Below are 25,552 nucleotides of genomic sequence, written 5' to 3'. Positions count from 1 at the left end.
CGCGATCATCCACCTTAAAGCGTCAAGCACCTTTCTTCGAACGTTCGAGTATCATGGCTTATTCCATCTCCGAGATCGACGGTTTGACGGCTTTCGCCGCGACCCGGCTGAAAAAGGCAGGCATCCGCACCATGGAGAGTCTGCTGGAAGCCGCCCACTCCGCCAAATGCCGGAAGGAGCTATCCGCCAAGACGGGCTTCACCGAGCAGCAATTGCTGGAATGGGCCAATCTCGCCGACTATCTCCGCATCCCCGGCATGGGCGCCGCCAAGGCTGAGCTGCTCCGCGCCTCCGGCGTTTCCACCGTCCGCGAACTGAAGCACCGCAATCCCTCACGCCTCGCCCAGGCGATGCGCGAGGCGAATGAGACACGCAAGCTGGTGCGCGTGCTGCCCTCGGAAAAGTCCGTCGGCGAGCTGATCGAGAAGGCACGGCAGCTGCCGTTGAAGATTTCGTATTGAGAGCCTAGGGCGGATTAGGCGTCGCCGTAATCCGCCGCGGACTTTCAACCATGAAATCGGCCGGCAGATTACGCTTCGCTAATCCGCCCTACGACCCGCCCCCCATCTTGACTCCCTCCCCGCCCGCGCGCAAAGCGACCGCATGATCGCGACCGCCACAACTCCGCCCGTGCTCACTGCCCTGCTGGCGCGGCCGGTGGCGGCTGTGATGGGCATCCTCAACGTCACGCCGGATTCCTTCTCGGACGGTGGGAATTTCAACGCCCCGGAGCGCGCGCTGGCCCATGCCCGCGCGATGATCGCCGCCGGCGCCGACATCATCGATATCGGCGCGGAATCCACCCGCCCCTATGGATCACAGCCTGTCTCGGCCGATGAAGAATGGCAGCGCCTCGCGCCGGTTCTCGCCGATATCGTTGCGCTCGGCGTACCGCTGTCCATCGACAGCATGAAAGCGTCCGTCACCGCGCGCGCGCTCGCAGCCGGCGTCGCCATCGCCAATGACGTCTGGGGCCTACAGCGCGATCCCGACATGGCGCGCGTGGTCGCCGAACATGGCGTGCCTGTCGTCGTGATGCACAACCGCGATAACGTCGATCCAACCATCGACATTATGGCCGACATTGTTGCCTTCTTCGCACGCACGCTGGAGATCGCGGCCAAAGCCGGCATTCCAGAGAACCGCCTCATCCTCGATCCCGGCATCGGCTTCGGCAAGGCGCCGGAGCAGAACCTGATCGCACTGGCTCGCGGCGACGAACTCGCGCGCTTCGGCCTGCCGGTGCTGGTCGGCGCCTCCCGAAAGAAATTTATCTCCACCATCGTGCCGTCCGAACCGCAACAAAGGCTCGGTGGCTCGCTTGCCGCTCACTTGCTCGCGGTGCAGCGCGGCGCAAAGATCATCCGTGCCCATGACGTGGCCGAGACCAGCCAGGCGCTGCGCGTCGCAGCCGCCATCGAGGATTTCCGATGACCGACATGATCTTCATCAAGGGCGTTTCGGTACATGCCCATCACGGCGTGCTGGACTATGAGGGCGTCGTCGGCCAGCGCTTTATCATCGACCTCGAACTCGACACCGATATCGAGCTCGCCTCGCGCAGCGATCGCCTTGCCGACACGGTGTCCTATGCGGATGTGGTGGCCACCGCCGTCGCCGCGTTCAAGGATGTCAATTACAAGCTGCTCGAGCGCGCCGCCGGCGCCGTGGCCGATGCCATTCTTGCGAAGTTTGCGAAGATCAGCTCCGTCAAGATCACCGTGCACAAGCCGCACGCGCCTATCGCCGCGATCTTCGACGATGTCGGCGTGGTACTGCGCCGTTCGCGAGCATAGGCCATGGCCAGCGTCCTGATCGCGCTCGGCGGCAATGTCGGCGATGTCCGCACCACCTTCCGCAAGGCCATCAGCAATATCTGCGGCATGACCCAGGCCGGCCTTGTCGCGCGCTCGAGCGACTATGAGACGCCACCAGTCGGCGACGTTCCGCAGGACAATTTCATCAATGCGGTGATCGAAATTGATACCGAACTCGATCCCCACGCGCTGCTGTTCACGCTGCACAGGATCGAGCACAAATTTGGCCGTAACCGCGCCGCGGAGGGCCATTGGGGCCCACGCCCGCTGGATCTCGATATGATCGCCTATGATGATGTGGTGATGCTGAAGCCGGAACTGGTGCTGCCGCATCCCGGCGCGACACAGCGCGCTTTCGTGCTGGTGCCGCTGGCCGAGATTGCGCCCGAGCGAGTGATTGCGGGGAAGACGGTGGCTGAGCATCTGGCGAAGCTGTCCACCGAAGGCATCGTGAAGCTGCCGGATCTGGACTAGGCACCGGCCTCTCCTAACCTTTCCCCGCATCTTATGCGGGGAGAGGTCGCCGCGCCTTCGCGGCGGGTGAGGGGCGGCACGCCGAGCTAACCTCATTCACGTTCTCTCGGATCTCGCGACGCGCCCCGTTCAAACCAGATTGGCACTACTCGCCTGCCCCGCCCCTCACCCGACCGTGCTGCACGCGGCCACCCTCTCCCCGCGCAAGATGCGGGCAGAGGGAACCAGCGCCAGATCTGGAAATTCCCGCCCCAAATCCGCGCAGCCCCATGCCTGAACAGGCATTGGCAACCCCTTCGTCCCATGGCATTTTCCGGTCAAACACGAACCATTGCCGGGAGTGAACCTTTTCACATGTCGACTGCGACTGACGACCTGCGGCTGGCCGCCGATTTTGCGCCTGCGACCCATGACGACTGGCGCAAGCTCGTCGATGGCGTGCTGAAAGGCGCGCCGTTCGAAAAGCTGATCGGCAAGACCTATGACGGCATCGCCATCCAGCCGATCTATGAGCGCGCCGAGAACGCGCAGCCGATCGCAGGCCGCCCCGCTGCCGCGCCATGGCAGGTCATGCAGCGCATCGATCACCCGGATGCAGCGAAATCGAACCGCCAGGCCCTGCACGATCTCGAAAACGGCGCCACCGGCCTGACGCTGGTGTTCGAGGGCGCCAATGGTGCGCGCGGCTTCGGCCTTGTCGCTTCAGAAGAAACAATCGCAACGCTGTTCGACGGCATCTATCTCGACGCCGGCATCGGCATCGAGATTCAGGCCGGCCCGCAATCGCGCATGGCCGTCACCTGGCTCGCCAACTACATCGCAGCCAAAGGCATCGATCCCGCGAAGTGTGACATCCGCTTCGGTCTCGATCCCATCGGCGCCACCGCCGTCTGGGGCACCAGCGCCTATAACTGGTGGGAGATGGCGCCAGCTGTCACCGACACCATCAAGAAGCTTGCCGATCAGGGTTTCAAAGGCCCGTTCGCCGTCGCCGATGGTCGCATCATTCATGATGCCGGTGGCTCCGAAGTGCAGGAGTTGAGCTACACTCTGGCCACGATGCTCGCTTATCTGCGCGCACTGGAAGACCACAACGTGCCGCTCGAAACCGCACGCGGCATGATCTATGCGCGGCTCGCCGCCGATGCCGACCAGTTCATGACCATGGCAAAATTCCGCGCGTTGCGCCTGCTATGGGCGCGCGTCGAGGAAAGCTGCGGTTTGAAGCCGAAGCCACTGTTCATTGCCGCCGAGACTGCGTGGCGCATGCTCACCCAGCGCGACTCCTCGGTGAACATGCTGCGCGCCACCATGGCGACCTTCTCCGCCGGTCTCGCCGGTGCCAATTCGATCAGCGTGCTGCCCCATACGCTGGCCCTCGGCCTGCCTGACTCCGGCGCCCGCCGCATCGCGCGCAACACACAGCTGGTGCTGCTGGAAGAGTCGAACCTCGCCAAGGTCACCGATCCCGCGGCCGGTGCCGGTGGCATCGAGACGCTGACGCGCGAACTCTGCGATGCCGCCTGGACGCAATTCCAGGAAATCGAAAAGGCCAGCGGCGTCTTCCATGCGCTCGGCAACAACCTGATCCAGCCCAAGGTCGCCGCCACCCGCAAGGCGCGACAGGCTGCCGTCGCCAAGCGCCGCGACGTGCTGACCGGCGCCAGCGAGTTTCCCAATCTGGGCGAGGCCCGCGCCTCCGTGCTGAAAGTGAAGCCGATCCCCGGCAAGCCCTATGGCAAGGACAAGATCAAGTTCCCCGCGCTGGAGCCGATCCGTCTCGCCGAGCCATTCGAGGCACTGCGCGACAAGTCGGACCACCTGCTCGCCTGCAAGGGCGCGCGGCCTCGGGTGTTTCTCGCCAATCTCGGCACGCCCGCGGATTTCACCGCCCGCGCCACTTTTGCCAAGAGCTTCTTCGAGACCGGCGGCATCGAGGCCATTGATACCAACGGCTTCACGGACCCAGCCGCACTGGCCGACGCCTTCAAAGCATCGGGCGCTGCCTTCGCCTGCATCTGCTCCTCGGACAAGCAGTATCCCGCCTATGCCGCTACTGCCGCTCAGGCCCTGCAAAAGGCCGGCGCAAAACATATCTATCTCGCAGGCCGCCCCGGCGATCTCGAAGCTGACTTGCGCGCGGCCGGCGTGCAGGATTTCATCGTCGCAGGCGGCGATGCACTGGCGATGCTGGTGCAGGCCTATGCCCGGATGGAGTGAGTGATGACGGCAGTGGCGAGCAAACCCATGCTGACCGGCGGCTGCCAATGCGGCGCGATCCGCTTTGCGCTGAGCGCCGCGCCGACACGGGTCAGCATTTGCCATTGCCGCATGTGCCAGAAGGCGACAGGCTCGCCTTTCGCCTCGCTGGCCGACATCCCGCACGAGCAATTTACATGGACCCGCGGCACGCCGTCGGCGTTCAAGTCGTCATCCATTGCGGAGCGCGACTTCTGTGCGAAGTGCGGCACGCCACTGAGCTATCGCCGCATCGACGGCCCGAATATCGAGATCATGACCGGCGCGTTTGATCGCCCTGACCGCGTGGTCCCGACCAAGCAGTTCGGCAGCGAGTCACGTCTCGGCTGGGTCGGCAATGTCTCGAACCTGCCGAGCAAGACGACAGCGCAGAATTACGGACCGGAAAAGATGGCGAACGTGTTCAGCTATCAGCATCCGGATCATGATTGAGATCGAACGAGACAATAAAATGATCGTCATTGCGAGCGAAGCGAAGCAATCCGGAAAGCCGCGAACGAAGGCTGGATTGCTTCGTCGCTACGCTCCTCGCAATGACGGCTGATAGGACTGAGGAAATGACCAAAATCCCGAATTTCGCCGACATCGCTTTCGCGCCCATTTCCCCGGCTGCGCCCGCAGGCCGCGCCGATCCGTGGCTGACGCCGGAAGGCATTCTGGTCAATCCGGCCTATGGCGAGGCCGACGTCAAAGACATCGACTTCCTGAACACATGGCCGGGCGCGGCGCCGTTCCTGCGCGGCCCCTACCCGACCATGTATGTCAACCAGCCATGGACGATCCGGCAATATGCCGGCTTCTCCACCGCCGAAGACAGCAATGCCTTCTATCGCCGCAACCTCGCCGCCGGCCAGAAGGGCCTGTCGGTCGCGTTCGATCTCGCCACCCATCGCGGCTATGACTCGGACCATCCACGCGTCGCCGGCGACGTTGGCATGGCCGGCGTGGCCATCGATTCAATTTACGACATGCGCACGTTGTTCGCCGGCATCCCGCTCGACCAGATGAGCGTGTCGATGACCATGAATGGCGCGGTGCTGCCGATCCTCGCGTTGTATGTCGCCGCCGCCGAAGAACAGGGCGTGCCGCCGGAAAAACTCACCGGAACGATTCAGAACGACATTCTGAAGGAGTTCATGGTGCGCAACACCTATATCTATCCGCCGACGCCCTCGATGCGGATCATCTCGGACATCTTTGCCTACACCTCGCAGCGGATGCCGAAATACAATTCGATCTCGATCTCCGGTTACCATATGCAGGAAGCCGGCGCGACGCAGGATCTCGAACTCGCCTACACGCTCGCCGACGGCGTCGAATATCTGCGCGCCGGCATGGCTGCGGGCATCGATGTCGACAAGTTTGCGCCGCGGCTGTCGTTCTTCTGGGCGATCGGCATGAACTTCTTCATGGAAGTCGCCAAGATGCGCGCAGCCCGCCTGCTGTGGGCGAAATTGCTGACGCAGTTCAATCCGAAGGATCCGAAGTCGCTGAGCCTGCGCACACATTCGCAGACCTCCGGCTGGTCGCTGACCGCGCAGGACGTGTTCAACAATGTGATGCGCACCACCGTCGAGGCGATGGCGGCGACGCAAGGCCATACGCAGTCGCTGCACACCAATGCCCTCGACGAAGCGCTGGCGCTACCCACCGATTTCTCCGCCCGCATCGCGCGAAATACCCAGCTGTTCATCCAGCAGGAAACCGGCACCACCCGCATCATCGATCCGTGGGGCGGCTCCTATTATGTCGAACGCCTGACCCATGATCTCGCCGTCAAGGCCTGGGGCCACATCCAGGAAGTCGAGGCACTCGGCGGCATGGCCAAGGCCATCGAGGCCGGCGTGCCCAAGCTCCGCATCGAGGAAGCCTCGGCCAAGACCCAGGCGCGCATCGATGCCGGTCGGCAGGCCGTGATCGGCGTCAACAAATACAAGCCCGAGAGCGAGACGCCCATCGACGTGCTCAAGGTGGACAATTCAAACGTTCGTCGTTTGCAGATCGACAAGCTCAAGCGCCTGCGCGGCGAGCGCAATCAGGCCGATGTGGATGCCGCCATCAACGCACTCACCCGCAGCGCGCAGGAAGGCAGTGGCAATCTGCTGGCGCTGGCCATCGACGCTGCCCGCGCCAAGGCCACCGTTGGCGAAATTTCCGACGCGATGGAAAAGGTGTTCGGCCGCCACCGCGCCGAGATCAAATCCATCACCGGCGTCTACAAGCGGGAAGCATCCTCCATGAACGACAATGTCGCCAAGGTTCAGGCGCTGATCGACACGTTTGAAGATGCCGAAGGCCGCCGTCCGCGCATTCTCGTCGCCAAGATCGGCCAGGACGGTCATGACCGCGGCCAGAAGGTGATCGCCTCGGCCTTCGCCGATGTCGGCTTCGACGTCGATATCGGGCCCCTCTTCGCCACCGCGGATGAGGCCGCCCGTCAGGCCGTGGAGAACGACGTCCACATTCTCGGCGTCTCGTCCCTCGCCGCCGCACATCTCACCGCGGTGCCTGAGTTGAAGGAGGCCCTGAAGAAGCAGGGTCGCGAGGACATCATGATCATCATCGGCGGCGTCGTGCCGCCGCAGGATTATGAAGAGCTGTACAAAGCCGGTGCCGAGGCGATCTTCCCGCCGGGCACGGTGATCTCGGAAGCGGCGGAAGAGCTGATTCACAAGCTGAATGCACGGCTGGGGCATAGTCAGGCAGCGGAGTAGCTGCGGCGTCACAGCATTTGTGATAGGGTCACGGGATGACCGAGGTGATCGACATCTCCCTGGACACGATCCTCGCAAAACTGCGAGCGCTGGCGCCTGCCATCAAGGCCGAGGGCGTGACGCGGCTGGCTGTGTTCGGCTCGCGTGTCCGCGGCGATGCGCGGCCGGATAGCGATCTGGATATTCTCGTTGAGTATAAGCCGCGCGAGAATGGCAGAGCCTCGTTCAATATATTCAATGTCATGAACATGATCGAGGATGACATCGGGGTGTGGCCCCATGTCATGACCGATGGTGAACTGACCCCACGCATCCGGGAGCGTATGGCCGACGATCTGATCGAGGTGTTTTGATGCCGCCCTCTACGGAAGATAGGTTTGCGGACATTCTCGATTTCGTTTCCGAGATCGAAGACATCATGAAGGGTGTCGATTACGAAACCTTCAGCAGGGAAAGGCGCATCCGCCATCTTGTCGAACGATATCTCGAGATGTGTTGCGAAGCAGCTCTCAAGCTGCCAGCCGAGATGAAGCAGGAAGCCCCTGGGGTTGATTGGCGCCAGATGAACGGCTTCGCAAATATTCTCAGGCATGCCTATCACACAACCCGGATCAACTTGCTCTGGGACATCATCCACAATCATCTTCCTGCGCTCAAAGCCTTTGTCGAAAGTCAGATTCGCAAATGAAACGTGTCTCTCCTCATTTGCTTTCCGGCGCGCTGCTGCTTGCCCTGTATTCCACATCCTCCCTCGCTGCCGACCGCAAGCCCGATATCCTGCTCAAGGCCAAATTTACCGAGGTCACCGTCTCCTTCGACGACGCCATCAAGGCCGATGCGCCGCTGCTGAAGTATCTGACCGCGGCCGGCAAGACATGGGCCGCCAAGACGCTCAAAGAGCTTGTTGCGCAGCGCAAGGACATGAATGATCTGCCCGCCGATATCCGCAACCGGCCTTGGTCTTCTGAGCGCGGCTATACGCAGGATGCGCTGGTCGCCGCCCGCTATGCCAGCATCATTCGCGGCGAATTCAGCTACACCGGCGGCGCGCATCCCAATCATGGCAGCGACACGCTGCTGTGGGACAGGCAGGCCGGCAAAATGATCAGCATCCGGCCGTTCTTCACCGAGCTTGCCGATGGCGGGCCGGCGATGACGGCGATCCGCAATGCGGTCGTGGCCGATCTCAAGATCGAAAAGAAAAAGCGCGACGGCGACAATCCGGATATGAGCCTCGTCGATGCGCTGGAGCCGAAGCTGCTGACCATCGGCCCGGTGTCGCTGGCACCTTCGACGGTTGCCGGCAAGAGTTCGGGCCTGGCCTTCCACTACAGCCCTTACGCGGTCGGTGCCTATGCGGAGGGCGACTACACCGCCTTCGTGCCCTGGGAGACACTGAAGCCCTATCTCTCGGCGGAGGGCACGGCGATCTTCGGTGGCGCTCAGTCGCCTCAAGCGAGTGACAAGCCACAGTGACGCCCGCAAAACCCATCGAGATCGACGCCCTCGCCCGCGACATCCGCGCCGGCTCCCGCGCAGCACTGGCACGGGGGATCACGCTGGTGGAAAGCCGCCGTGCGGATCATCAGGCGGCGGCGCGTGAACTTGTACAGGCGCTGCTGCCGCATACCGGCGAGGCATTTCGTGTCGGCATCACGGGTTCGCCCGGTGTCGGCAAATCGACGACGATCGATGTGCTCGGCATGTATCTGATCGAACAGGGCCACAAAGTCGCCGTGCTTGCTGTCGATCCCTCCTCGGCGCGGACCGGCGGTTCGATCCTCGGCGACAAGACGCGGATGAACGATCTGTCCGCACATCCCGATGCGTTCATCCGTCCCTCGCCATCGTCCGGCACGCTGGGCGGCGTGGCGGCGAAGACGCGCGAGGCGATGCTGTTGTGCGAGGCTGCCGGCTTCGATGTGGTGCTGGTCGAAACGGTCGGCATCGGCCAGTCCGAGACGGCGGTCTGCGACATGACCGACTTCTTCCTCGCCTTGATGCTGCCGGGTGGCGGCGACGAGTTGCAGGGCATCAAGAAGGGCCTGATCGAACTCGCGGACATGATCGCCATCAACAAGGCCGATGGCGACAATCTCAAGCGCGCCAATATCACCGCGGGCGACTATCGGGGCGCGCTGCATATCCTCGCGCCGCGATCCGAGCATTGGCATCCGCCGGTGGTCACCTATTCGGCGCTCGCGAAGACGGGTATCGCCGAACTGTGGGAGAAAGTCGTCGCGCATCGCACGGCGATGAATGCGTCGGGCGATTTCGCGGGGCGACGGCGCGAGCAGCAGGTGAAGTGGATGTGGACCATGCTGGAGGATCGCCTCAAGGCGCGGCTGCGCAGCGATCCTATCATTCGCGGCAAGGTCAAGCAGACCGAGCGCGATGTCGCCGACGGCAAGATGACGCCGGCGGTTGCGGCGGAGACCATCGTGGATCTGCTGAAGGATTGAGGATGCGTAGGATGGGTAGAGCGAAGCGAAACCCATCACCATTATGCTGTGGAGTGATGGGTTTCGCTCCGGCGCGTTGCGCCTGCGCTCTACCCATCCTACGCTGCGGAGCGCGGCGATGAACGCACCACGCATCCTCATGACCGGCTTTGGCCCGTTTCCCGGCGCGCCGGTCAATCCGACGATGCCGCTGGTCACGACGCTCGCGACGCTGCGGCGTCCTGCATTCGCGGACATCATCCGCATTCCTCACATTTTCGACGTGACCTATGCCACCGTCGATCGCGAACTGCCCGAGTTGATCGCGCGCCATCGCCCTCATGCATTGCTGAGTTTCGGCCTCGCTGCGCGCACACCCTACATCCGCATCGAGACGCGGGCGCGCAATGCGCGCTCCATGCTGTGGCCCGATGCCGATGGCACGCCGGTGCGCCGCGGCTTTATCGAGCCCGGCACCGATGCACAGATGTTCGGGCCGCATACCTCCCGCCTGCTGCAGGCTGCCCGCCTCACCGGGGTCGATGTCCGCGCCTCCCGCGATGCTGGGCGCTATCTCTGCAATTACCTGTGCTGGCGGGCCATCGAGGCGAGCCGTGCGCCCGGTGGACCCAAACTTGCCGCCTTCGTCCATGTGCCGCTCACGGCCGCCGACACGGCCTCCAGGCGGATGAGCGTGGATGAGCTGACCGATGCCGGCGAAGCTATTCTGCTGGAGATGGTCCGTCTCGTCAGGACGGCCCGTTTGTAGGGTGGGCAAAGCGTAGCGTGCCCACCAACACGCGCTCGGCAGGGGGTGGTGGGCACGCTGCGCTTTGCCCACCCTACATATCCCCTACGGAAATCGCCTGAAATTCGGGCATTCCCGATAATTACTACCCAATTCGGGCGGCTTTCGCGAGGCAGCCATGCCGAAACCCGCCTTGTGCAGCGCAGCATCACCGATCAAATGACGCCCATCTTCAGGGACTGTTTTGTGACCGATATCAATGCCGATGCGCCGGCGGCCTCGCCCGCGCACCTCCCTATGCGCTTTGCCGAATTCGTCGCCATGATCGCTGCGATCATGGCGCTGAATCCGCTCGCCATGGACATCATGCTGCCGGCCCTGCCGCATCTCGGCGCCGCCTTCAAGATTGCCGATGGCAATCACTTGCAGGCGGTGCTGTCGGTGTTCCTGCTCGGATTTGGCTTTGCGCAATTCGCCATCGGCCCGCTGTCGGATCGCTATGGTCGCCGCCCGATCCTGCTCGCGGGCATGGGCGTCTATTGCATCGCCAGCGTGCTGGCTCTGTTTGCGCCGTCCTTCGAGATGCTGCTGCTGGCCCGCCTGCTGCAGGGCCTGGGCACCGCGGCGACGCGCGTCATCGCAGTCTCGATCGTGCGCGATTGCTATTCCGGCGGCAGCATGGCGGGTGTCATGTCACTCGCCATCATGGTGTTCATCTCGGTGCCGGTGATTGCGCCGTCCTTCGGACAGGCGCTGATGGTACTCACCGAATGGCGCGGCATCTTTGTCGTGCTGATGCTCTACGGCCTCTTGACCTTTGCCTGGAGCGCCTGGCGCCTGCCGGAGACACTGTCGGTCGCCAACCGCCGTTCGCTGGCGATTCCGGACGTGCTCTTTGCCTATCGGCAGACGATCAGCCATCGGCAGACCCTCGGTTACGGCGTCGCAGCCGGTGTCCTGCAGGGTGCCCTGTTCGCGTTTGTCTTCACCTCGCAGCAGGTGTTCACCGAGATCTTCCATCTCGGCCATTATTTTCCGCTCGCTTTCGCCTCCATCGCCTTCGGCGTTGCGATTGCCGGGTTCTTCAATTCGCGTGTCGTCAACCGGCTCGGCATGCGTTTCATCTCACATGCGGCGCTGTTCGGCTTCGTCACCGTCGGCAGCTTGATGCTGCTCGGCGTGCTCGCGGGCTTCATGCCGCTGTGGCTGTTCATGGCCTTGTCGATGATCATGATGTTCGCCTTCGGCCTGATGTTCTCGAATTTCACGGCGCTCGCGATGGAGCCGCAAGGCCATATCGCCGGCACGGCCTCCTCGCTTTACGGCACGCTGACCACTCTGCTTGGCATCGCCATCGGCGCGTTCATCGGCCAGCACTATGACGGCACGTTGTTGCCGTTCACGACCGGCCTGTTCGCCTGCACGCTCATCGCTCTGGCGGTGGTGCTGGTGGCGGAAAAAGGTCGCCTGTTCATGTCTCACAAAGTGGTGAGCTGAACGCCTGCGCGTGCAGCCGCTGGCAGCCGCGCAAAACTGCAATGCCCTTTGGAATGCCTGCGGTGCGCGGTGAGAAACCCGGCGCCGCGATGGACGTTATTCACCCGTGATTTTCCGGAGCGATCCGATGCCCTATGCCTTATTTTGCGACGACGCCAAACTGAGCAAGTCCTATCCAACCGAAGCCGATGTGTGGAAACTCGCATCCGAAAGCGGCCTGGTTACCGATGTGGAGAGCGCCGGCGGCCAGCCGACTCCACGCCGCATTCTCGATAATGATTACGAGATCCGGCCGTGCCAGGCGGAAGCCGGCGAGTGTCCTGAGAAGAATGAGCGCGATGCGCAGGAGCAGAAGGATTTTCAGCTGCTTTTGAAGGGGCGCACTGTCTGAGGCGCTCGGTCTTCTCCCTCCTCTGAGCGAAGCCAATGGGGAGGGTGGATCGAACGGGTGGGGTTCGAGACGGGTGGGGTGCTTCCCCAGGCTCGGACGTCACGTGGGGCGCCCCGCCCGGCTCCCCCTACTGCGCGGTTTCGCCGCTTGAGGGAGAGCACTACTGTCCGCGCGAGCCTCATCCTTATGGCATTTTATCGCATCCCGCCCGGTAATCGTGACGATCGCGACCGTCCCGGACGGACGACAGGCCATTAACCGTGCCTCGCGGTGCCACCTCATGCACTCGCGCAATCGCGTATGCTCGGCCGACTTTCACCATCGGACCGCGCCATGATCACCGACCGCCGACAGATCCTCAACGCATCCGCGCTTGGTGCCGCCGGCGTGCTGATCGCATCGCGTGCCGAAGCAGCACCCCTGCCCTCGGCGCTCGGGCGCGATGTCACGCAATATGGCGTGCGCTCGAATACGCAGGACGACCAGAGCCGCGCCCTGCAGCGCGCCATCGATGATGCCACGCGGCTGCAGGCGCCGCTGGTGCTGCCGCCCGGCAATTATCGCACCGGGCCGCTCAGGCTTTCGCGCGGCACGCAACTGGTCGGCATTCGCGGCGCCACCACTCTCACCTCGCTCGGCGGCGGACCCCTGCTGCAAGCCGATGGCGCCGACTATCTCAGCCTCAACGGCCTCACCCTCGACGGCAATTATGCGAAGCTGGCGCCGCGCACCGGCCTTGTGCAGATCAGCCAAAGCAACGAGATCCGCTTTGAGGATTGCACCATCCTCAAAAGCGGCAATGCCGGCATCTGGCTCGAACGTTGCGCCGGCACGATCCGCGGCAATGGCTTCAGCGATATCGCCACCACCGCCATCGTGTCCTTCGACGGCAATGGCCTGCTGGTGGCGCAAAATACCATCAGCAATACGCGCAGCAACGGCATCGAGATCCTGCGCAGCGCCATCGGCGATGACGGCACGCAGGTGATCGACAACCGCATCGAGGACATCAAGGCCGGCCCCGGCGGCTCCGGCCAGTATGGCAATGCCATCAATGCGTTTCGTGCCGGCAATGTCATCGTGTCCGGCAATCGCATCAGAAACTGCGATTACTCGGCGGTGCGCGGCAATTCGGCGTCGAATATCCACATCACCGGCAACAGTGTGTCACAGGTCCGCGAAGTCGCGCTGTATTCGGAATTTGCCTTCGAGGGCGCCGTGATTGCCAACAACACGGTGGATGGCGCGGCGTTCGGTGTGTCGGTTTGCAACTTCAACGAAGGCGGACGCATCGCCGTCGTGCAAGGCAATATCATCCGCAACCTGATCCCGCGCCGGCCGGCCGGGACGATCCCGGATGACGAAGCCGGCGTCGGCATCTATGTGGAGGCTGATGCGACGGTGAGCGGCAATGTGGTGGAGAATGCGCCAAGCTGCGGCATCATCGCTGGCTGGGGCCGCTATCTGCGCGATATCGCGATCTCGGGAAACGTGGTGCGCAATGCCTTTGTCGGCATCGGCGTGTCTGTGATGCCTGGCGCTGGCACGGCGCTGGTCAGTAACAACATGATCTCGGGAGCTGCGCGCGGCGCCGTGGTCGGGCTCGATCACGCCAAGCCAACGACGCCGGATCTTACGGCCAAGGGCGCGCAGGTTTTTGCGCAGATCGCATTGGCGGGGAATGTCGTGCGTTAGCGGGTGAGCGACGATTGTCGGGTGGGCAAAGCGAAGCGTGCCCACCCTGCAGCGCCAGTTGCGTTACATCGCTGCGGCGCGGAGCATAGGGTAGCGGGCAACGATAGCGTCGTGGTCGAATAGATCGAGCGGCGACACCGCATGCACCGGCGGCTCGATCTCGCGCATCTCCACCACAGTGTTTGCGGCGGAATGATCGACGATCACCTCGCTCATGGCGACGAGCGGCGGCTTTCGCGCGGCGTCGCGTTGGGCGGCGTGATCCTCGAAGGACAGCACTTCTGCCTCGTGCTGCACGGTCGCTTCAGCAACCTCGGCAGCTGCGATTTCGATGGCGGCAACAAGCGGCTGAACGCGTGGCGTCTCGCGGATCACGGGCGCGACATATTCACCATTGGCCAAGGCCCGCCAACGCTCGGCTGCATCCTTGGCTTCCTGGATATTGTCGAGAAAATCGGTTTCGGTGTGAAAGCGGCGCCAGCGGCCGCTCTCGAACAATTCGGTGAGGTAGCTCAAACGCTGTTCAGCGAGGACGGCCCAGCGCTGCACGACCTTGCGGGATTTGAGGTCGCCGGGATAAGGCAAGGCATTCTGAAAGCGTGCTGGATGCAATGACATGTGCATGTCCGCGAAAGAGAAAAACGGAATCAACGCAACAGAATCACTGATCGGTTAATGCGAGAACGATCTGTGGAAAAACGTTCTCAGTCTAGCGAAATGTGTCCGGAACAAGTCATTTTCCGGGCGCAAGCCTCGCAAAAGCTCCGTGAAATCTGCACTTCTTCTGTCAAGCCGAGTCGGCGAATGGCTGTATGTCACAGAAGGTTGGAACAAATTCACAGAGCGTCTTAGTGCATTGTTAACCCTGAGATCGTTAACGCACCGTTAATGGAAAGACCCGCCCGGGGGGACAACCGGACGGGTCGAGCGATACCTGGGGCGCAATTGGGCGCTTGCGCCAAAGACTGGCGTCGCTGGGGAGGGGAAAGCCGCTCCCATGGTCATGAGTCCGCGCAGGGCGCAAAACGTTCAAAGAATTCGATGGTCAATTCTAGGGCGGATGAGCGCAGCGTCATCCACGGACCGAGTGGTGTGGCGAAGCGCGGCGGATGACGGCTTCGCCTCATCCGCCCTACGGCCCAACTACTGCGCCGGCACCGCCATGCTGACGATTTTCTCGTTTTCGAGACGACGGATCAGGCCGGCCTGCTGGTCTTTGGTCATGATCTGGCTGCCGAACTGCAGACGGAACAGACCGCTTTTATCATTGCCGACAATCGTGCCCTGATAGGCGTCGAGCAGAGCGGTGATGTCCGACATCCGCGCGGTGGGGGCGAAGCGGACGTCCAGGCGCGTTGGACCGCCGACAGCAGCTTCGACCGCAGGCGCCGATGATTGCATCGATCGCGTGGTGACCGCCGGCGCGCTGCGCACGGCCGGAGCGGGCGCCACGCTTGGCGCTGCCGTGGTGGGCGCGGCAGCCTTGGGCGCCACGGCCTCCTGGTTCAGCGGACGGAAACCGCCCTCCTCGCGCTGCATGACGATGCTGCCGATCACACCGGCCTGCAGCATGATCGCGAGGCAGCCGATTGCAGTGCCCGCCATCAGCGTGCGCGGCGACAGGCCGCCAAACCAGCTCGTAAGGCGCGAGCCGAAGCTGACCGATTTCGAGGTGTCCTTGCGAACAGGCTCGGCATCGATGGCGGCAAACAGTTTTTGCATGGCGCGGCCCGAGGGCGCGCCGAGGCTTTCGTTCAGCGCGATGGTCTCGGCATATTCCTCGCGGATCACGTCATACTGGCGCGCCAGATCGGCATCGCGGGCGAGCGCCTCCTCGACGCGTCGCGCATCGCGCGCGCTGAGCGTGCCTGCGGCGTGCCAAGGCAGCAAGGCCTCGATCTCGCCCGGCTCCTGCTCCGGCAGTTTGTTGGTCATCGCCATCATGGCCAGCCTCGTTCAATGCCGGCTGCCTTCAGCAGTTCGGCCAATTTCTTGCGCGCATAGAACAGACGCGTTTTCACGGTGTTCTCTGGAATTCCTATCAGCTCGGCCACCTCCTCCACGGATTTCTCGTGGTAGTAGACGAGGTCAACGATCTCGCGGTGATCTGCGGTCAGCGACGACAGACAACGTCGCAACGCGTCACCTTTATCTTTCTTCTGGACGGTCACCTCAGGATCGTCGGACGTGTCCTCGATCGCATTGGCGGTTTCGTCGTCCAGTTCGGCATCCTTGCGCTTCCGTAATGCGGAGAGCGCCTTGAACCGCGTAATGGCCAGCAACCAGGTCGAGACGGCCGAACGCCCCTCGAACTTGCCGGCCTGACGCCACACATCCAGGAACACCTCGCTGATAAGGTCCTCCGCAATCGCTTCGTTCCGCACCAGCCTGAGGCCGAAGCGAAACACCCGGACGTGATGGCGCCCATAAAGCACCTGCATCGCGAGACGGTCGCCCTGCGCAATCCGGCTGATCAGGGTCTCATCTGATGTCGCCTGGGTCGCGCTCACTTTCCGTCTCGCAAGGTTGGTCGGGTTGAAATCACAAGAGGTTCGACTGGCAAGGCAAATTCTTCTCAAAATCGCGCGGAATACACCACAGGCTGCCGACAAGGTCGCGGCGGGACGTTCCGGCTGGGAAGCGTGGGTGGATGGGTACCATAGAGCTCGTTCGTTTCCGAGTATGTCCGCATCATTCACCCAAACAAGCTTACGAAATCGACAGCGGCAAGCTTCCCTGCCCGATCTGCTGCCGGATTCAGTCTCGCAGATCGGCGGTCCGCCTGGCGACCCTACTCAGATACGGGAAATTCTTTCGACAATCTAGTGACATAGCCCAATGATCGAGGACGGTTGCGCGTCCATAGATACCAAACTTAAAGGCTTTGGAACCTAATGTTCCATCTATGAAACCCAATGACTGGGATCGATGACAGTAATCGCCGGCTCACTCTACGATCCCGCAAACGGCGATTTCGAAGCCGTCGACGGCGAGTCGTTGCCGCTGATGCGCGCGCGCCGGTTGCGACGTCGGCGCCAGACCTTCATCGTGGCCGGCGCGAGCCACGTCATCAATATTGCCTTGCTTGCGGTCTTCGCCGCAGCCGGCACCATCTCCGTGACGCTGGTGATGGTGTTCACCTGCTGCGCGATCGCAAAGGTTGCGGCCTTCATGGCGGTTTCCGAAAGCGGGCTGAGCGACCGCTGGAAGGATCACTTCCTCGCAGCCCCCTATACGGCCGTGACCTGCGCGATGATGCTGGGCTTCATCTATGCTGCGCCCCAGGTCGCCGTCGTTTTTCTTTGTGCTTTCTTTCTCATCGCCAATGTCATCGCCTTCCGCGCCGAGCCGCTGCGCGGTGCCATCGCTTGCATGATGATCAGCGGCGGCGTCATCGCGCTCTATCTGCTGGCAGACCTGCCGCTGGTCGCGCCATCGGGCAATGCGCTCGAACGGCTTGCGACGCTGCTGACCTTCGCGGCAACGCTGGCGCGCATCATGTTCATCAATATTTTCGCGAGCCGCGTGCGCGATGGTCTGTTCCGTCGCAGCGCCGCACTGGAGACCGCCTATAAGCGCATCGAGGAGCTGGCCGAAGTCGACGAGCTCACCGGCGCGCTGAACCGCCGCAGCATCATGAAGCTGCTCGACGACGAGATCGCCCGCTGCCAGCAGGACGATTTGCCCTGCAGCATCGCGCTGATCGATCTCGACCATTTCAAGCAGATCAATGACCGGTTCGGCCATCTCACCGGCGACGAGGTGCTGCGCACCTTTGCCATCAGCATCTTCGCCAATATCCGCGGCATCGACAAATTCGGACGTTTCGGCGGCGAAGAATTTCTGATGTTGCTGCCGGAGACCTCGCATGACAGCGCCACGCGGATGCTCGATCGGTTGCGTGTCATTGTCGAGACGCTCGACTGGAGCGCGTTCTCCGACGGGCTGACCGTCACCATCTCGGCGGGTGTTGCGACTCTTCGCGCAAGCGAGACATCGGAATCCCTGCTTGCTCGCGCCGACATTGCCCTTTACGCAGCCAAGGAGCGCGGCCGGAACCGTATTGCAGCCGCCTGATCTTTTTTGACGACCACTGTTTGACCACCCCTGGGCGACCGAGAACGGGCGCCTGTTTTGAATGCTCTAGGACAGAGTCATGGTTTTCAAATCGCCGTTATCGGCCAATCTGCTGGATGACCTGCAGACCGCATTAGCGCATGGAAATGTCGCACGCCGTGTCGACATGTTGCGCCAGGTCACCGATCTGTTCATCGATCATGCCGCGGAATACTCGGCGGCACAGATCGCCGTGTTCGACGATGTGTTCGAATGCCTGATCGACCATCTGGAATCCCATACCAAGATTCTGCTCGCCCAACGTCTCGGCCTTGCCAGCAGTGCGCCGCCGCGCGTGGTGCGCAGCCTCGCTTTCGACGATCTTGTCGAAGTCGCAGCCCCGCTGCTGTCACAGTCAAGCCAGCTCGACGAAAATGCGCTGATCGAGAATGCCCGCACCAAGAGCCAGGGGCACCTGATGGCGATTTCGACGCGCAAGACATTGAGCGGCGCCGTCACCGAGATCCTGGTCGAGCGCGGCAATGACGCGGTGGTCATGAGCACCGTCAACAATCAGGGCGCATCCTTTTCCGAGCTGGGCTACAACCGGCTGGTGCAACGCGCCGAAACCAGCGACGGCATCGCCTCCTGCGTCGCCTTGCGTCCGTCGATCCCGCGCCATCATCTGCTGAAACTGATCAGCCGCGCCTCGGCATCGGTGCGCGCGCGGATGGCAGCCGCCAATCCGAAGCTCGCCGGCGAGATCTCCGCCGCGATCCAGAAGGCTACGCGACAGACACGCTCGGCATCGGCCACGCTGAGCGAAGAAGCCGCAATCTCCCATGAGCTGGTGCGCCTGCTCTACAAGGACGGCCGCCTCGACGAGAACGAGGTGCTCAAATTCGCCATCAATGACAAATTCGACGAGGCCAATGCAGCGATCGCATGCCTGGCCCACGTGCCGGTATCCGTTGTCGAAGCCATGATGATCGAGGCCAGCAACGAAGGCATCCTCATCCTGTCGAAGGTCGCCAACTTCTCATGGCCCACCGTCAAGGCGATCATCGACCTCAGGCAGCGACTGGCGAACCAGCCGCTGTCCGAAAACATTGCCGAGCGCGACACTTATGAACGCTTGCGGCCGTCGACCGCCCAGCAGGTGCTGCGCTTCCACCGCATGCAGCAGGCGACGGCGGATACATCCGTCGCCTGACCACGCGCCGCTCCGCGCGGCAGTCTGTGCCATCGCCCGCATCGACAGCAACACCAATTGCGCTGAGCTGCCATTCGCCCAGCAGGCATCGACTTGCCTCGGTAGGCGTTGATAGTGATGCCGTCGCGGCGATCAACGCCGCAAGAGCGCAACGACAACAGGGCGGACTCCATGCGTGTGTTGATTACAGGCGCCGGTGGCTTCATCGGCACGACACTTACCGCAGCGCTGTTGCAAGGCGGTGCGCTGAAGAATGCCAAAGGCGAGAGCGAGCGGATCGACGAGATCCTGTTGCTGGATACATATCTGCCCGCAACATCCGATCCGCGCCTCACGCGCATGCAGGCGGATATTTCCGATCGCGATACGCGTGCGCAGATCGCGGCCTGGAAACCGCATAGCGTGTTTCATCTTGCCGCCGTGCTGACCAGTGCTGCCGAGGAAGATCCTGCCGCCGCCCTCGCCGTCAATGTCTCGTCTCTCGCCGCTTTGATCGAGACCGTCGGCAGCGACACGTCACCGCCGTGCTTCATCTTCCCGAGTTCGATCGCCGTATTCGGCGGGCTGCTGCCCGACAATGTCGATGACGATCACCTGCAGAAACCACAGACCTCCTATGGCACGCACAAGGCCATTGCCGAACTGATGCTGGCCGATGCGACGCGGCATGGCGTGATCGATGCCCGCGCATTGCGGTTGCCGATCGTGCTGGTGCATCCGGGCCCGCCCACCAATTCGGTTTCCGACCGCATCGCCGGCCTGGTGCGCGACAGCGTCGCCGGCAAGCCGTCGATATGTCCACTGCGGCCGGATACCAAAGTGCCGGTGGTGTCGGTGGATACGGTGGTGCGCAACCTGATCACGCTGCATGATGCCGATACGGCGGCATTGCGTGGCAAGCGCGTGCTCAATCAGCCGGCGCTCACGGTGAGCATGGACGACATCGTCACTGCGCTGAACATCGTGGCAGAGGTGGCGCCGCGCGTGACGTTCGAGCCAGATGCGGATTTGAAGAGGATCGTCGATGGCTGGCCGAAGGGTTTTGTCTCGACACGCGCGCCACTCGTTGGTGTGGTCGCAGACAAGACGTTTGACGAGATCATCATGAGCTATCAGCGGCATTTGGGGACGCAGGCGAAGATCTCGGCGGCCTAGCGCCGCCCCTCATGGTGAGGATGCGCGTAAGCGCCGTCTCGAACATGAGCTGGACTGGCTCGGAGCTTGTGGACATCCTTCGAGACGCGGCCTTCGGCCGCTCCTCAGGATGAGGGTTAGAGTATCACTTCTCCCTGAACGCCCGGTGCATCTGATCAGCCATCGGCTTCATCAGGTAGGATAGCAGCGTCCGCTCTCCTGTACGGATGAACACTTCCACCGGCATGCCGGGCATCAGCTTGGTGCCGTTGAATTTGCTGATCTGGTCCTGACCGATGGCAATACGGACCACGAAATAAGTCGGCCCACTTTTGTCCTCGCGCGACACATCGGCGCCGATGCGGGAGACCACGCCATCGATCTCCGGCGTGGTGCGCTGGTTGAAATTGGTGAAGCGCAGCACCGCGTTCTGGCCGAGCTTGACCTGATCGATCTCCTGCGGCGGCACGCGGGTCTCGACAATCAGGCTGTCGCTGTCCGGCACGATCATCATCACGGTCTCGCCGGCGGCGATGACGCCGCCTTCGGTGTGGACGTTGAGATCATGCACCAGACCCGTCTGCGGCGCGCGAATTTCCAGCTTCTCGGCCTGATCGCGCGCGGTGACCTTCTTCTCGAAAGTCTCGGCATATTTGGCACGGACATCTGCCAGCTCCTTGGCGACATCGCTGCGAAAATCCTGATCGATCTGCATGATCTTCAACTCGGTCTCGGAGATCTTGCCCTTGGCTTGAGCGATGGAGGCCGTGAGCTGGCCGCGCTCGCCCAGCAGCCGCGCGGAGTCGCGCTGCAAGGTGACGAGGCGGGTGATGGAAACCAGCCGCTGCTCCCATAACTGCTCGACGCCAACGAGTTCCTTGGCCAGCAGCTCCGCCTCCTGCTTCTTCGCAGTCAGTTGATCGTCGAGACCGGTGATCTGCTCCTTAAGCTGCGACACCTGCTCGCGCAATTGATGCCGCTGCCCATCCGATGCATCGTGCCGGAGCTGGAAGAAACGCTGCTCCGCCGACATGATCACGCGCGCCGGGGACTCCTCCGGCAAGGATGTCAGTTCCTCGGGAAAGCCGATCTCGGCGAGCCCGTCGCGTTCGCTTTGCAGCCGCGCACGGCGTGCTTCAAGCTCCCACAGGCTCTTGGTGACGGCGGAGAGATTGGCTTGCGCCACGGTTTCGTCGAGGCGGATCAGCAGATCGCCGCTTTTCACCTGCGCGCCTTCGCTCACCAACAAGTTCTTCACCACGCCGCCGGCGGGATGCTGTACCTTCTTGACGCTGGATTCCACGACCAGCGAACCATTCGAAATGATCGCGCCCGACATGTCCGTTGCCGCGCCCATGATGCCCATGCTGGCGACCATGAAGATCGCCGCACCACCGACCGCGAACATATGGCGACGGATCGACTGCTTGGTCTGCGCCACATCCCTACTCATGGGCTACCGCACGCTTTCTGCCCTTGTGCTCTGCCGCGGGCTGTTCGTTGGCTGCGACCGGCTGCGCTACAGGCTTTGGTGCCAGCAGCGGCAACACTGCATCGGTCTTTCCAAAAGCCTGTTGCCGGCCTTCATTGAGCACCAGCATGTGATCCACCACCGCCAGCAGCGCTGGCCGATGCGCGATCACCACCACGATGCCGCCGCGCTGCCGCACACCAGCAATGGCCCGCACCAAGGCGCGCTCGCCTTCGCTGTCGAGATTGGAATTGGGCTCGTCGAGCACGACGAGGAAGGGATCACCATAAAGCGCACGCGCCAGCGCGATGCGTTGGCGCTGACCACCTGACAGCATCAGACCGCCCTCGCCGACTTCCGTTTCATAGCCATTGGGCAGCCGCAGGATCAGATCATGCACGCCGGCCTGCTGGGCGGCCGCAAGCAGGCGCTCGGCATCGCCCTCAGCGGCGAAGCGCGAGATGTTCTGCGCCACGGTGCCGCGAAACAGTGCGACATCCTGTGGCAGAAAGCCGATCCACGCGCCGAGCGCCTGCGGATCCCATTGCGCCAGTGCCGCGCCATCGATGCGGATGACACCGCGCACCGGCGGCATGATGCCAACCAGCGCGCGCGCCAGCGTGGATTTGCCGGAACCACTGGGGCCAACCACCGCCATCGCACTGCCCGCCTGCAAGGCGAAGGAGACATCATGCAGGATCAGCGCTTCGGCGCGCGGCACCGTGAGGCTGACGGAATTGACACGGAGCTGTCGCGTGGGTTTTGGCAGATCGACGGGCTCTTTCTTCGCCGGCAGCGATGCCAGCGCGTCGCTGAGGCGCTCGAAGCTGGCGCGTGCTGCAATGAAGCCGCGCCAATTGGCGATGGCCAGTTCAATCGGCGCCAGCGCGCGGATCGACAGGATGGTGGCAGCGAGCATCACGCCCGGTGTGGCCTGCTGATTGATCACGAGCCAGGCACCGAGCGCCAGCACGCCGGATTGCAGGATCATGCGCAGGAAACGCGACGCGCTGCCAAAGCCGCCGGTGAGATCCGACGTCGCACGCTGGCCGTCGAGAAACGCATCGGTGCGCCCGGCCCAGAGATCGCCCATGCGGCGCTTCATGCCGAGCGCATGCACGACCTCCGCATGATTGAACACGGTCTCCGACATGCTGCGCCGCGCCGAGGCAAGCCCGACCAGCGCCTGCGTGGGATTGCGGCTGAAAGTCTCCGATGCCCAGGTGATGGCGCCAAGCATGATCGCACCGATAGCGACGGCGGCGCCCATCAGCGGATGAAACAGCGTGCAGACGAGGATGTAGAGCGGCGTCCACGGCAGATCGCAGGCGGCAATGAGACCGCTGCCGGACATAAAGCCGCGCACCGTGTCGAGATCGCGAATGTTTTGCAGCCCATCGGTGCCGGGTTTGGTCAGCGCCTGGTGCTGCACGCAATCGAACACGGCACCGCGGATGGACTGATCGAATCCATCGCCCATGCGCGCCAGCAGGCGGCTGCGCATGACATCCACGGCAGCCTGGATCAGCAGCAGCGTGACCGCGATCAGCAACAGGCCGATCAGCGTGGACAGGCTGCGGCTCGGCAGCACGCGATCATAGACCTGCAGCATGAAAAGCGGGCCGACCAGCATCAACAGATTGACGATGAAGCTCGCACTCGCAACCGCAATCAATGCAATACGTGTTTCGCCAAGGGCAGAACGCATGGGGGCCGGCAACGCTGACGGCCGAAAACGCAGGCTACTCATTGACATCCTCTCGGCTGACGCACCGGGTGATGGGGGATGTGCGCGGCACCGGCAGAGGCATCGCTGCCCCTGCCGGTGTATTGCGGCTCAGAGAATGTGGGTGCCGTGCAGATCGAGAATGCCGTGATCGCCGATCAGGGCATCGGTGATGCCGCCGAGGTCGAGCGGCGCGGCCGCGTGAGCGGATGTTGCAGTGTCGGACGCCGCTTCGCCACCGAGGAGTTCACCGCCGAGCAGACCGCCCACGAGGCCATGCGGCCCGAGCAGCGTGCCGGTGAGCGAGTCTGTTCCTGCACCGCCGAGGCCGGGGATGTCGAGGATACCGCCGAGAAGGCCGCCTTGCGAGCCGCCCGCGCCGCTGGCGCCGCCGAGCAGGTTACCGAGGATTGGCAGCTCATGCAGGCTGCCGGTCAGGCCGGTGACCAGATCGGCAACGGGATCCAGCAGGCCGGTATTGCCGAGCAGATCATCGAGGGCGTGAACGACGGAGCCCACGGTCTCGCCGACATGCTCGATCGTGTCGCCGAGGCCGCCATTCAGAAGTCCCCCACTCAACAATCCCAACGGCGCGCCGAGCAGGCCACCGATTGGATCGGCGTGACTGCCTGTGGCGGCTGGCAGAAGGCTTCCACCTTGCGCAACAGTGTCGGTGAGTTGCTGGGTGAGATCGAGGGGCAACTGGATGAGATCGCCCTGATCGCCGAGCAGATCGGTCGGCAGGTGCAGATCGCTGACGACGCTTTGCACGGTGTGGGTGGCCGGCTGCAGGAGGTGCGTCAGGTCGATTTGCGAATCCGGTTCCGCATTGAGGATGTCGCCGATGCCGAGCAGGTGAGACAGATCGGGACTCGACGCATCGGCGCTCGCATCTGCAGAGAGATCAAGCTGGATCGGATCGAGGAGCGGATGCGTGTCCGTCGTCGACGCCGTGGCATCCAGGCTCGCGTCTGCTGAGATGGCGTCGTCATTCAGCAATGCGGTGAGAGACAATTGAGACGCGGCATCGGCGCTGGTTCCTGATAACAGTGCGGCCGATCCGGCAAGCACTTCGGCCAGCCGGTTGTTATCGCTTCCATTCAGAGGTGTCGTCATGAGGTGCAGCTCCACGCTTGGTCAGACGTGAAACGAGAACGACAAGTCGTGCGGGTTGTTGCAGGGAGGATGCTACCTACGGGCTCGTTGGGTAACGCACGGCTACGCGGATCGAGCGGAGTTTGTGAAAGTCTTAGATAGATGGAACGCCGTGTGTTCTATCAATAGCGCAGCACACGCGTGCCGGCGAATGCGCCAAGCGTCGTCACGGCCGCCGTCGCGATCGTGTACCAAACTGCGACGAACAGCGGCGAGTCGTCGGTGCAATGCGTGGCATAGACGGTGGCAGCCAATCCCGACGACATCAGGCCCGCCAGTGCGCCGACAAAAGCCGGACGCGCCGTTGCGCCCTGTCGCAGCGCCCACAAGGCGGCGCCGAGGATCGGCAGCGACAGCAGTGAGATCGCCGCCGTGCATAGCATCGCGCCCTTGCCCACCATCCGAGTCATCATCGGCGAGCGCTGCGGCATCATCATCTCGGCAATGATGGCGCCGATCAGGATGAAAGGTGCCAGCAGCAGCATCCACACCCAGCGACCGAGCACGGCCTCGGGCCGCGACAGATGCACGCTGATGACGATGGCGGGAATCGCCAGCGCCAGCGCGATGACGAATTTCAGATCGAAGAACGGATTGCGCATCGCGGCCATGAAATCCGGACGCAGGCCGATGGTGACAAGCATCATCGCTGCGACCACTGGCAGTGCGATGAGTAGAGCCACGGCCAGTTGCGTGCGTACCGGCTGCGGCCGGTGATCATTGTCGGCGGCGAGCGCCAGGAGCAAGCGGTCGGTATCCAT

The 25,552-nt window shown here is 62.9% G+C and carries 25 protein-coding genes; 18 read left to right on the top strand and 7 right to left on the bottom strand.

All coding sequences use genetic code 11. From position 1 onward, the window contains the following. Positions 1-53 precede the first annotated feature (53 nt). The 15 genes from AC1RQ5_RS12350 to AC1RQ5_RS12280 all read left to right on the top strand — a co-directional run bounded on the left by AC1RQ5_RS12350 (position 54) and on the right by AC1RQ5_RS12280 (position 14,036). Complete coding sequence (locus tag AC1RQ5_RS12350) at positions 54-461, top strand: DUF4332 domain-containing protein (protein WP_493199258.1); 408 nt, start codon at positions 54-56, stop codon at positions 459-461. Positions 462-603: 142 nt separating this feature from the next. Next, positions 604-1,434, top strand: a complete 831-nt coding sequence (gene folP / locus AC1RQ5_RS12345; RefSeq protein ID WP_493199257.1) for a dihydropteroate synthase — start codon at positions 604-606, stop codon at positions 1,432-1,434. After that, entirely contained in the window at positions 1,431-1,796 is a 366-nt protein-coding gene (gene folB, locus AC1RQ5_RS12340) for a dihydroneopterin aldolase (protein WP_398477442.1), read from the top strand. The genes folP and folB overlap by 4 nt, the downstream gene beginning before the upstream one ends. A 3-nt stretch (positions 1,797-1,799) precedes the next feature. Next, a complete protein-coding gene (gene folK, locus AC1RQ5_RS12335; RefSeq protein WP_493199256.1) occupies positions 1,800-2,291 on the top strand; it encodes a 2-amino-4-hydroxy-6-hydroxymethyldihydropteridine diphosphokinase in 492 nt (163 codons plus the stop codon). Between the two features lie 354 nt (positions 2,292-2,645). After that, positions 2,646-4,511 carry a methylmalonyl-CoA mutase family protein gene (locus AC1RQ5_RS12330; RefSeq protein WP_493199255.1) on the top strand — a complete coding sequence of 622 codons (1,866 nt, stop codon included), beginning with the start codon at positions 2,646-2,648 and terminating at the stop codon, positions 4,509-4,511. Positions 4,512-4,514: 3 nt separating this feature from the next. After that, positions 4,515-4,982 carry a GFA family protein gene (locus AC1RQ5_RS12325; RefSeq protein ID WP_398477435.1) on the top strand — a complete coding sequence of 156 codons (468 nt, stop codon included), beginning with the start codon at positions 4,515-4,517 and terminating at the stop codon, positions 4,980-4,982. A gap of 125 nt (positions 4,983-5,107) precedes the next feature. Next, positions 5,108-7,264, top strand: a complete 2,157-nt coding sequence (gene scpA / locus AC1RQ5_RS12320; protein ID WP_493199253.1) for a methylmalonyl-CoA mutase — start codon at positions 5,108-5,110, stop codon at positions 7,262-7,264. Between the two features lie 35 nt (positions 7,265-7,299). After that, a complete protein-coding gene (locus AC1RQ5_RS12315; RefSeq protein ID WP_493199251.1) occupies positions 7,300-7,617 on the top strand; it encodes a nucleotidyltransferase family protein in 318 nt (105 codons plus the stop codon). Then, a complete protein-coding gene (locus AC1RQ5_RS12310) occupies positions 7,617-7,952 on the top strand; it encodes a HepT-like ribonuclease domain-containing protein (RefSeq protein ID WP_493199249.1) in 336 nt (111 codons plus the stop codon). The genes AC1RQ5_RS12315 and AC1RQ5_RS12310 overlap by 1 nt, the downstream gene beginning before the upstream one ends. Next, positions 7,949-8,740: an RsiV family protein gene (locus tag AC1RQ5_RS12305; protein WP_493199247.1), complete on the top strand. Its 792-nt coding sequence runs from the start codon at positions 7,949-7,951 to the stop codon at positions 8,738-8,740. The genes AC1RQ5_RS12310 and AC1RQ5_RS12305 overlap by 4 nt, the downstream gene beginning before the upstream one ends. Continuing rightward, positions 8,737-9,726: a methylmalonyl Co-A mutase-associated GTPase MeaB gene (gene meaB, locus AC1RQ5_RS12300; protein WP_493199246.1), complete on the top strand. Its 990-nt coding sequence runs from the start codon at positions 8,737-8,739 to the stop codon at positions 9,724-9,726. Before AC1RQ5_RS12305 ends, meaB begins: the two co-directional genes overlap by 4 nt. Positions 9,727-9,844: 118 nt before the next feature. Further along, positions 9,845-10,474, top strand: coding sequence for a pyroglutamyl-peptidase I (locus tag AC1RQ5_RS12295; RefSeq protein ID WP_493199244.1), 630 nt, complete (start codon positions 9,845-9,847; stop codon positions 10,472-10,474). A gap of 225 nt (positions 10,475-10,699) precedes the next feature. After that, positions 10,700-11,950 carry a multidrug effflux MFS transporter gene (locus tag AC1RQ5_RS12290; RefSeq protein ID WP_493199243.1) on the top strand — a complete coding sequence of 417 codons (1,251 nt, stop codon included), beginning with the start codon at positions 10,700-10,702 and terminating at the stop codon, positions 11,948-11,950. 127 nt (positions 11,951-12,077) lie between these two features. After that, entirely contained in the window at positions 12,078-12,341 is a 264-nt protein-coding gene (locus AC1RQ5_RS12285) for a hypothetical protein (protein ID WP_398477418.1), read from the top strand. 333 nt (positions 12,342-12,674) lie between these two features. Beyond that, complete coding sequence (locus tag AC1RQ5_RS12280) at positions 12,675-14,036, top strand: TIGR03808 family TAT-translocated repetitive protein (protein WP_493199241.1); 1,362 nt, start codon at positions 12,675-12,677, stop codon at positions 14,034-14,036. Positions 14,037-14,099: 63 nt separating this feature from the next. Here the strand turns inward: AC1RQ5_RS12280 and AC1RQ5_RS12275 are convergent, their stop codons facing one another. The 3 genes from AC1RQ5_RS12275 to AC1RQ5_RS12265 all read right to left on the bottom strand — a co-directional run bounded on the left by AC1RQ5_RS12275 (position 14,100) and on the right by AC1RQ5_RS12265 (position 16,546). Beyond that, on the bottom strand, positions 14,100-14,654 hold the full coding sequence (locus tag AC1RQ5_RS12275) for a TIGR03809 family protein (RefSeq protein ID WP_398477414.1): 555 nt from the start codon (positions 14,652-14,654) through the stop codon (positions 14,100-14,102). A gap of 525 nt (positions 14,655-15,179) precedes the next feature. After that, a complete protein-coding gene (locus AC1RQ5_RS12270; RefSeq protein ID WP_493199239.1) occupies positions 15,180-15,980 on the bottom strand; it encodes a hypothetical protein in 801 nt (266 codons plus the stop codon). After that, positions 15,977-16,546 carry a sigma-70 family RNA polymerase sigma factor gene (locus AC1RQ5_RS12265; protein ID WP_398477410.1) on the bottom strand — a complete coding sequence of 190 codons (570 nt, stop codon included), beginning with the start codon at positions 16,544-16,546 and terminating at the stop codon, positions 15,977-15,979. Before AC1RQ5_RS12265 ends, AC1RQ5_RS12270 begins: the two co-directional genes overlap by 4 nt. Before the next feature lie 418 nt (positions 16,547-16,964). Here AC1RQ5_RS12265 and AC1RQ5_RS12260 point away from each other — a divergent pair, with 418 nt between their 5' ends. From AC1RQ5_RS12260 to AC1RQ5_RS12250, 3 genes are all read left to right on the top strand, one after another. Next, positions 16,965-18,113 carry a GGDEF domain-containing protein gene (locus tag AC1RQ5_RS12260; protein WP_493199238.1) on the top strand — a complete coding sequence of 383 codons (1,149 nt, stop codon included), beginning with the start codon at positions 16,965-16,967 and terminating at the stop codon, positions 18,111-18,113. 79 nt (positions 18,114-18,192) lie between these two features. Next, positions 18,193-19,305: a DUF2336 domain-containing protein gene (locus AC1RQ5_RS12255; RefSeq protein ID WP_493199236.1), complete on the top strand. Its 1,113-nt coding sequence runs from the start codon at positions 18,193-18,195 to the stop codon at positions 19,303-19,305. Between the two features lie 171 nt (positions 19,306-19,476). Continuing rightward, a complete protein-coding gene (locus tag AC1RQ5_RS12250) occupies positions 19,477-20,460 on the top strand; it encodes an NAD-dependent epimerase/dehydratase family protein (protein WP_493199235.1) in 984 nt (327 codons plus the stop codon). Positions 20,461-20,584: 124 nt separating this feature from the next. Here AC1RQ5_RS12250 and AC1RQ5_RS12245 read toward each other — a convergent pair whose 3' ends face one another. From AC1RQ5_RS12245 to AC1RQ5_RS12230, 4 genes are all read right to left on the bottom strand, one after another. Then, positions 20,585-21,892 (bottom strand): HlyD family type I secretion periplasmic adaptor subunit, encoded by a 1,308-nt coding sequence (locus AC1RQ5_RS12245; protein ID WP_493199233.1) that lies wholly within the window; start codon positions 21,890-21,892, stop codon positions 20,585-20,587. Then, positions 21,885-23,618, bottom strand: a complete 1,734-nt coding sequence (locus AC1RQ5_RS12240) for a type I secretion system permease/ATPase (protein ID WP_493199232.1) — start codon at positions 23,616-23,618, stop codon at positions 21,885-21,887. Before AC1RQ5_RS12240 ends, AC1RQ5_RS12245 begins: the two co-directional genes overlap by 8 nt. A gap of 129 nt (positions 23,619-23,747) precedes the next feature. Then, on the bottom strand, positions 23,748-24,752 hold the full coding sequence (locus tag AC1RQ5_RS12235) for a hypothetical protein (protein ID WP_493199231.1): 1,005 nt from the start codon (positions 24,750-24,752) through the stop codon (positions 23,748-23,750). Between the two features lie 161 nt (positions 24,753-24,913). After that, a complete protein-coding gene (locus AC1RQ5_RS12230; RefSeq protein WP_493203397.1) occupies positions 24,914-25,552 on the bottom strand; it encodes an NrsF family protein in 639 nt (212 codons plus the stop codon).

This window comes from Tardiphaga sp. GW821-FHT12E02 (genome assembly GCF_058807155.1).
Note: the sequence above shows the minus strand (reverse complement) of the source record. Positions and strands in the feature narration are given on the sequence as shown.

Bases quoted from the DNA above. Each gene is read 5' to 3' on its own strand.
- folK (WP_493199256.1), top strand. From the start codon at position 1,800: ATGGCCAGCGTCCTGATCGCGCTCGGCGGCAATGTCGGCGATGTCCGC.
- AC1RQ5_RS12315 (WP_493199251.1), top strand. From the start codon at position 7,300: ATGACCGAGGTGATCGACATCTCCCTGGACACGATCCTCGCAAAACTG.
- folB (WP_398477442.1), top strand. From the start codon at position 1,431: ATGACCGACATGATCTTCATCAAGGGCGTTTCGGTACATGCCCATCAC.
- AC1RQ5_RS12245 (WP_493199233.1), bottom strand. From the start codon at position 21,892: ATGAGTAGGGATGTGGCGCAGACCAAGCAGTCGATCCGTCGCCATATG.
- AC1RQ5_RS12260 (WP_493199238.1), top strand. From the start codon at position 16,965: ATGACAGTAATCGCCGGCTCACTCTACGATCCCGCAAACGGCGATTTC.
- AC1RQ5_RS12240 (WP_493199232.1), bottom strand. From the start codon at position 23,618: ATGCGTTCTGCCCTTGGCGAAACACGTATTGCATTGATTGCGGTTGCG.
- scpA (WP_493199253.1), top strand. From the start codon at position 5,108: ATGACCAAAATCCCGAATTTCGCCGACATCGCTTTCGCGCCCATTTCC.
- AC1RQ5_RS12295 (WP_493199244.1), top strand. From the start codon at position 9,845: ATGAACGCACCACGCATCCTCATGACCGGCTTTGGCCCGTTTCCCGGC.
- AC1RQ5_RS12255 (WP_493199236.1), top strand. From the start codon at position 18,193: ATGGTTTTCAAATCGCCGTTATCGGCCAATCTGCTGGATGACCTGCAG.
- AC1RQ5_RS12305 (WP_493199247.1), top strand. From the start codon at position 7,949: ATGAAACGTGTCTCTCCTCATTTGCTTTCCGGCGCGCTGCTGCTTGCC.
- AC1RQ5_RS12285 (WP_398477418.1), top strand. From the start codon at position 12,078: ATGCCCTATGCCTTATTTTGCGACGACGCCAAACTGAGCAAGTCCTAT.
- AC1RQ5_RS12325 (WP_398477435.1), top strand. From the start codon at position 4,515: ATGACGGCAGTGGCGAGCAAACCCATGCTGACCGGCGGCTGCCAATGC.
- AC1RQ5_RS12280 (WP_493199241.1), top strand. From the start codon at position 12,675: ATGATCACCGACCGCCGACAGATCCTCAACGCATCCGCGCTTGGTGCC.
- AC1RQ5_RS12230 (WP_493203397.1), bottom strand. From the start codon at position 25,552: ATGGATACCGACCGCTTGCTCCTGGCGCTCGCCGCCGACAATGATCAC.
- AC1RQ5_RS12250 (WP_493199235.1), top strand. From the start codon at position 19,477: ATGCGTGTGTTGATTACAGGCGCCGGTGGCTTCATCGGCACGACACTT.
- AC1RQ5_RS12270 (WP_493199239.1), bottom strand. From the start codon at position 15,980: ATGATGGCGATGACCAACAAACTGCCGGAGCAGGAGCCGGGCGAGATC.
- AC1RQ5_RS12275 (WP_398477414.1), bottom strand. From the start codon at position 14,654: ATGTCATTGCATCCAGCACGCTTTCAGAATGCCTTGCCTTATCCCGGC.
- AC1RQ5_RS12350 (WP_493199258.1), top strand. From the start codon at position 54: ATGGCTTATTCCATCTCCGAGATCGACGGTTTGACGGCTTTCGCCGCG.
- folP (WP_493199257.1), top strand. From the start codon at position 604: ATGATCGCGACCGCCACAACTCCGCCCGTGCTCACTGCCCTGCTGGCG.
- AC1RQ5_RS12330 (WP_493199255.1), top strand. From the start codon at position 2,646: ATGTCGACTGCGACTGACGACCTGCGGCTGGCCGCCGATTTTGCGCCT.
- AC1RQ5_RS12310 (WP_493199249.1), top strand. From the start codon at position 7,617: ATGCCGCCCTCTACGGAAGATAGGTTTGCGGACATTCTCGATTTCGTT.
- AC1RQ5_RS12235 (WP_493199231.1), bottom strand. From the start codon at position 24,752: ATGACGACACCTCTGAATGGAAGCGATAACAACCGGCTGGCCGAAGTG.